General features: G+C 42.5%; 5 protein-coding genes. 4 read left to right on the top strand and 1 reads right to left on the bottom strand.

Annotated features, from left to right (window positions below; genetic code table 11):
* Nucleotides 1-405 precede the first annotated feature (405 nt).
* Both QZ158_RS07295 and QZ158_RS07290 read left to right on the top strand, forming a co-directional pair.
* Nucleotides 406-1698, top strand: coding sequence for a CapA family protein (locus QZ158_RS07295; protein WP_293887140.1), 1293 nt, complete (start codon nucleotides 406-408; stop codon nucleotides 1696-1698).
* 168 nt (nucleotides 1699-1866) lie between these two features.
* Nucleotides 1867-3384 carry a hypothetical protein gene (locus QZ158_RS07290; protein WP_293887138.1) on the top strand — a complete coding sequence of 506 codons (1518 nt, stop codon included), beginning with the start codon at nucleotides 1867-1869 and terminating at the stop codon, nucleotides 3382-3384.
* A gap of 92 nt (nucleotides 3385-3476) precedes the next feature.
* On the opposite strand, the gene QZ158_RS07285 is transcribed toward QZ158_RS07290, so the two are convergent.
* Nucleotides 3477-4352, bottom strand: a complete 876-nt coding sequence (locus QZ158_RS07285; protein WP_293887136.1) for an AraC family transcriptional regulator — start codon at nucleotides 4350-4352, stop codon at nucleotides 3477-3479.
* A gap of 249 nt (nucleotides 4353-4601) precedes the next feature.
* Between QZ158_RS07285 and QZ158_RS07280 the strand changes: the two genes are divergently transcribed.
* Complete coding sequence (locus QZ158_RS07280) at nucleotides 4602-5435, top strand: HAD family hydrolase (RefSeq protein ID WP_293887134.1); 834 nt, start codon at nucleotides 4602-4604, stop codon at nucleotides 5433-5435.
* 52 nt (nucleotides 5436-5487) lie between these two features.
* Nucleotides 5488-6120, top strand: coding sequence for an SGNH/GDSL hydrolase family protein (locus tag QZ158_RS07275; RefSeq protein ID WP_293887132.1), 633 nt, complete (start codon nucleotides 5488-5490; stop codon nucleotides 6118-6120).
* The last annotated feature ends 331 nt before the right edge of the window (nucleotides 6121-6451 follow it).

Genomic DNA, 6451 nt, shown 5'->3' with positions numbered 1-6451 from the left:
TAAGTCTTGTCATGGTTTCGATTAGCTTGTCCAAATCAAACGATAAGAAGCGATGATCGATCATTTACATGAATCCATCAACTGAGCAGGAGCAGGACAAAGAAGCGGTTCTAAACAATAGCGCTTCTGTCCTGCTCTCTTTTTTCTCTTCTTAAAATTTGTGATACAATGAAGAGAAAGCATTTCAATGAATACTAGGTTTGATGTGGGTTTAGTGGCTCATTGTATAAACCTGAGATGAGAAAGTTGGAATGTTAGAGAAGTGTGAGAATGTAAAAGGTAGCATCAAGATGCTAGGGAGAGGCCTTTGACAAGTGCAAGAGAATTGAATAGGAAGAGAAGATGATGAAGAATTGGAAGGATCTCTTAAAGAGATGGAGCGAGCTTGGGAAAGATATCCTCAGGATGCTCAACGACTGGCTTGATATTGGCTTGGGAAAGGTGACCGCTTTTCGCCTGACCAACGAACAGTTTGTCTATGGTTTGCTGATTACAGTATTTGCGGCAGCAAATCTGGTCTTGTGGGTTCAAAAATGGAATGGTTTTCCCATTACAGCGCTAGAAATGCCGGAAGTCGTTGAAAAGCAAGAAGAAGTTCATCGGGATCAGTTACCTCATACGGCTCGGATCATGGCAAATGGAGATCAACTCTATCATGACTTGATTTATATGAGTGCTGCCAAGGAAGATGGAAGCTATGATTTTTCTGAGAATTATCACTATGCTCAGGAATGGTTGAAGCAAGGGGATCTGGTCTTGGGGGATTTTGAAGGGACCATTAATTCGGATTATGGGCTTTCGGGCTATCCGATTTTCAATGCCCCTGGGGAGGTGGTTGCTTCGATTAAGGATGCAGGCTATCAGGTGATGGACCTGGGACATAACCATATCCTCGATTCTGGCTTGGAAGGGCTGTTTTCGACTGCAAAGGCCTTTGAAGACGCGGGGATCCAAACGGTTGGTGTCTACCCGCATGAGACGAGAGAGCAAGCCCCTATCCTGATCAAGGAGGTAAATGGAATCAAGATTGCAATTTTGGCCTACTCCTACGGATTTAATGGGATGGAATATAATCTAGAACAAGAGGACTATGATAATCGTCTATCGGACCTCAATGAGGAGCGGATGCGTCAAGAAATCCAAAAAGCTGAGATGGAAGCGGACGTAACTATTGTCATGCCTCAGATGGGGATTGAATATGAGTTAGAGCCATCAGAGGAACAAAAGGAGCTATACCATAAGATGATTTCTTGGGGGGCTGATATCGTCTTGGGCGGTCATCCTCATGTCGTCCAGCCTGCTGAGATTGTGGATAAGGATGGGCAACAGAAATTGATTGTTTATTCTATGGGGAATTTCCTTTCCAATCAGCGGATGGAAACCATGGAAGGGATAGACAATGCGCAATGGACCGAACGGGGGGTCCTGATGGATATCACCATTGAGAAGGTAGGGCGCAAGACACGGATCAAAACGGCCACAGCTCATCCTACTTGGGTCAACCGGACGCCAAAGGACAGTTATTCTCCTGAAGGTTATGAACTCTATCATTTCCAGACCTATATCTTGGAGGACTGGATTGAAGGAGGCAAGTACCGGGACCAATTGGATGATGAAACAAAGGCGCGTGTTGATACAGCCTACCAGGAAGTGAAGGAACATGTGAATCTGAATTGGCAGCAGGAAGGGGCGAATTAGGAAATGGATAAACTTGGATGGTTACCAATTGGATTTGTTGGACTGATCATCATTATGGTTCTAACAAATCGGATAGCAACGATTCGTCTGAGAAAAAAATTAGCCCAGGCTTGGGAGGGAAAACCTTTTTTTATAAAAAATGATAGTGAAGAGAGTTTAGTGGAAACGATGCTTTTGGCATCTACACTCCGACCAACAGATAGTCAAGTAGATGGTCAAACTTGGCATGATTTAGACATGCATAGAGTCTTTGATCGGTTGAACCATACACAGTCTAGTATTGGGGCAGAGGCCTTGTATCAGAAGATGCGTTTGATAAACTTTCAACCAGATGCATCTTTGCAGGAGTTAGAAGATTTCTTTGAACATCATCCGGATCTTCGTCTGAAGGTTCAGGTTGTTATGAACCAGTTAGGAAAAAAGAACCACAATATGGCTAGAAGTATTGTGGCGAATCCAGGGAAGCAAGATTCGAGGATTTATCTTTCTCTCTATATTTTTTTAGCGTGTTTGCCAGTCCTCTCTCTTTTCTTTCTTCCGTTTTTTCAAATTCAAGCCATGTCAGTCTTGATAGCGAGTGTGATGTTTAATATCATTTTTTCGAGCATTCGGAATTGGTCGAATAAAATGCGCTTGGATCAAGTTAGTTACCTGGTTCGTATATTTGCTTCAGCGGAAAAGCTGAGCCGTCTAGCGCTACCAAAACAAGAAACCCTCAAACAGGCTATCCAACCATTTAAGAAGACGAAAGTCATTTCCAGCATCTTACAAAGTCCAACAGGAAGCTCCGAGATGGAAATTATCCTGATCTACCTTAATTTTCTTTTCTTAATTCCGCAGATTGCCCAAATCTATATCTACCAGCAAGTGAGGACTCATCAGAAAGAAGCGCAGGAAACAATCAATCTTTTGGGGGAATTGGAAGTAGCCATCAGCCTTCTACGCCATAAGCGTGATGTTGATTTGGTTTGTCATCCCAATTTTAAGGAAGAAGCTGGGATTAAAGGAAAGGGGATCTACCATCCTTTACTAGCGGATCCGGTTGCTAACGACGTTAGTTTTGAAAGAAATATGGTGATTAGTGGGGATAATGCCTCAGGGAAATCTACTTATCTGAAAATGGTAGCCATTAACTGTATTCTAGCGCAGGGTTTGGGCTTTGCTTATGGCGACAGTTTGGAGCTTTCTTATGGACATGCCATGACCTCTATGGATGTCAGCGATGATATCGAGGTTGGAGATAGTTATTTTATTACAGAGAGCAAAACGATTCTCCGAATGATTGAGAGTCTGGAAAAGTCTGGTTTTCATTATTTCTTTATTGATGAACTCTTTAAGGGAACCAATACCATTGAGCGAATTGGGTCTGGCTTAGGGATTGTCCGCTGGCTATCGAGACACGATTGCTTGTATATGATTTCGAGTCATGATATTGAGCTAGTTGCGGCATCTGGTGCAGTAAATGATAATTATCATTTTGACAGTCGCTATGTTGACGGGAAAATCGTCTTTGATTATCAGATAAAGGAGGGAGCAGCAGTAACGAAGAATGCGGTCAATACATTAAAAAGCCTCCATTTCCCTTCGGAAATCACTCGAACTTCCCAAGAATTAATTGGACAATATGAAGAAACAGGGAAATGGTCTTTAAATAGAATGTTGAGTGATAAAGAGGAAGGTTGCTAGGCTTTATCAGACCTTCTGTTGTAAAAAATTAAAAGCACATAAAACGCAAACTTCACTTGTGTTTTATGTGCTTTTATTATTTGATCTATTGGTTAAAGACAAGCTTTTCGGTATTGGCTTGGAGTGACCTGATAGTATTTCTTGAACTGGCGATTAAAGTTTGAGAGGTTATTGAAGCCAGATTGGCTCGCGATATCAATGATTGGCAGATCGGAATGCTGGAGGAGGTGGGCCGCTTTTTTCAGTCGATATTGGATGATGTACTCCATACAAGAGAGCCCTAATTGTTTCTTAAAGAAATTCATGAAGTGGGTCGGACTAAAATGGCACAACTCTGCCAAATGCTCAATCATGAGCTCCTCTTGGTAATGGTTCGAAATATGGTCAAGGACCAAACGGATTTTTTCTTCTCTACGGTAAGCGTCTGTTGAGAACTTCTTCTCGACGATGTAGTTGTGGGAGAAGAGGAGATAGAGGAGTTCATTGAGCTGGGATTTAAGTCGGAGTTCATAGAAGGGGCCTTGTTCTCTTCCGTTTGCCATACAGGTTAAGAGGCTCTGTTTGATTTCTTCGTAACCAGGTGATTGGGCTTGAATGCGTCGGACAAATTCAAAATCCCCATTGTAGAGGGGTTGTAGATATTTTAGAGTGGCGATATTTTTATGGGTAATCCCAATCAGGTCCAAATTAAAATGCAGGACATCCATGGTATGGGAAGAACTCTGGATGGGGTGGATGGAGTGAAGGGCATTGGGTCGGATCAAAATAATATCACTAGGCTGACTATTAAAATATTCATAGTCGATATGGAACTGAGCAGTCCCTTCATTGACATAAATAATCTCAATATCGGTGTGCCAGTGAAATAAGATATCTGGCTGGCCATTTTGAGTGCTAATCTGTTTGATTGAAAAAGGGAAATCGCTATTGGTAAAGGATGTTTGGCGGTATAAGGTATTTGTGTTCATGCCTACCTCTTAGATCTTTTTCGGGAGTAGCAGACGTTTTTACCAGGTGTGTGAAAGGGTCTGCTAGTTACTTCATACAGGGAAAATCTACTATCTATATTATAATAAAATTGGACCAAAAATTAAAGAGGATTCGGTGGAATTTCTTAAGTTTTAAGGAAGGAGGAGAGGTGTGATTTATGGGAGAGAAGGCTCCAAAATGATGAGGGAATGGTGTATAATAGGGGAAAGATGGAAAGAGGTGGCGGTATGCTACAAATGATTGCGACAGATATGGATGGCACTCTGATGGACGAGCAAGGAGAAGTAGAACATGAGCGCTTGAGCCACATTTTGGATCAGCTAGACCAAAGAGGAATTCCCTTTGTCATTGCGACAGGGAATGGCTATAGCCGTATGGCTCATGTATTGGGAGACTTGAAAGATCGCGTCACCTTGGTGCTGGCCAATGGGGCAAGGATATTAGAGAAGGGGAAGCTCATCCGAGAGTGTAGCTGGCCGGAAGAGCTGGTGCAAGAGGTCTTGCAGTATCTAGAAGGCCGAGAAGAAGAACTTCATCTGGTCGTTAGTAGCTTATCGGGAGGCTATGCCAAGAAAGGAACAGAGTTTCCTCTTTTAGAGCAATTGATGACGCCTGAGTTAGCGGCTGCTTTTTACAAACGGATGCGCTTTGTGGATGATCTGGCACAAGAGGATGGCGAGCAAGTTTTGAAACTAAGTGTCGTCACGGAGACTGAAAAAGTCGAAGTCTTTGTGCAAGAGTTACGAGAAAAGTTTGGAGAGCGCTTGCTTCCTGCAGCTAGTGGCTATGGGGCCATTGATATTCTGCAACCGGGTGTCAATAAGGCTACAGCCATTCAATTCTTAGAAGAACGCTGGGGCGTAGATGGTGGACACCTGATGGCATTTGGCGATAGCCAAAACGATGTCGAGATGCTTGAGTTAGCGACCTATTCCTATGCAATGGAAAATGCGGATACCCATGCGCGACAAGCAGCCCGCTATACGGCGCCTTCTCATCAGAATCAGGGGGTCTATGAAGTCATCGAAGCTTATTTGGATGGAAGGCTCAGCTTCGACTAGGATCTTATCCTACCTTGCACAGTTTCTACTATACGAATCGAAAGGAGCCTTTATGGCTGTACAATTATTAGAAACCTGGCTGTTGAAAGAACAGGCAAAAATACAGAAGAATTACCGAGAACTGAATCAAAATCCTTTGAGGGAACCCGATATTCTTTTTATAGGAGACTCTATCGTCGAATACTATCCCCTTCAAGAGTTGCTGTTGACGGATCAGTATATGGTGAACCGGGGGATTAGAGGCTACAAGACAGACCTCTTAAGAGATCATCTAGACGCCCACATTTTCGGTCAAGCAGTGGACAAGGTCTTTTTGCTGATTGGAACTAATGACATTGGTAAGGAAATGCCCCTGTCGGAAACCATTGAAAACATGAACATCATCCTGCAGGAGATGGTGCGGCTCTTGCCCTTGGCGCAAATCAAACTCGTTTCGGTTCTTCCTGTGAATGAGGGAGAGCCCTACAAGGGGACAGTTTATATCCGGACTAATCAGAAGATTCAGACCTTGAACCAGGCCTACCACGAATTGGCCCAAGGGATGATAAATGTTGAATTTATCAATGTTTTTGACCATTTGCTTGGAGAAGATGGTCAGCTCAAGCCGGCTTATACAACAGATGGTCTTCATTTAACAATTGAAGGATACAGGGTCTTGAGTAAGGCTCTTCAAAGAGAAATATAACCCATCCTAGCAAGGAAAATGATTTTCCAGCTAGGATTTTTTAATGTCTTCTATAAAACAGTTTGGGGAAACACTCTATTTTGTACTAATTCTACAACAAGCAAAAACCTTGTCCTTATGCGGTTTATGACTTCTGTTATAAAATAGTTGGCAGAAACAGAACAGATTTTTGCTTTGTGTTATGTAATAGTTCCAGGCGTTCGGTGAGCATATTCTTATACAAGGACAATAAAACGTGATAAATTGATATAGTAAAGTTATTTGAAACGTTTTCACTCTTTGTCGAATTCAGTTCAAAGACTGACAATTATTTTTATTGAAGGAGAGTTAT

Source organism: Streptococcus sp. A12 (assembly GCF_905372335.1).
Classification (GTDB): Bacteria; Bacillota; Bacilli; order Lactobacillales; family Streptococcaceae; genus Streptococcus.
The sequence above is the reverse complement of the archived record's forward strand: the minus strand, read 5'-3'. Positions and strand labels throughout refer to the sequence as shown.

Coding starts and splice junctions, on each gene's coding strand:
- QZ158_RS07295 (WP_293887140.1), top strand. CDS start 406: ATGCTCAACGACTGGCTTGATATTGGCTTGGGAAAGGTGACCGCTTTT.
- QZ158_RS07290 (WP_293887138.1), top strand. CDS start 1,867: ATGCTTTTGGCATCTACACTCCGACCAACAGATAGTCAAGTAGATGGT.
- QZ158_RS07285 (WP_293887136.1), bottom strand. CDS start 4,352: ATGAACACAAATACCTTATACCGCCAAACATCCTTTACCAATAGCGAT.
- QZ158_RS07280 (WP_293887134.1), top strand. CDS start 4,602: ATGCTACAAATGATTGCGACAGATATGGATGGCACTCTGATGGACGAG.
- QZ158_RS07275 (WP_293887132.1), top strand. CDS start 5,488: ATGGCTGTACAATTATTAGAAACCTGGCTGTTGAAAGAACAGGCAAAA.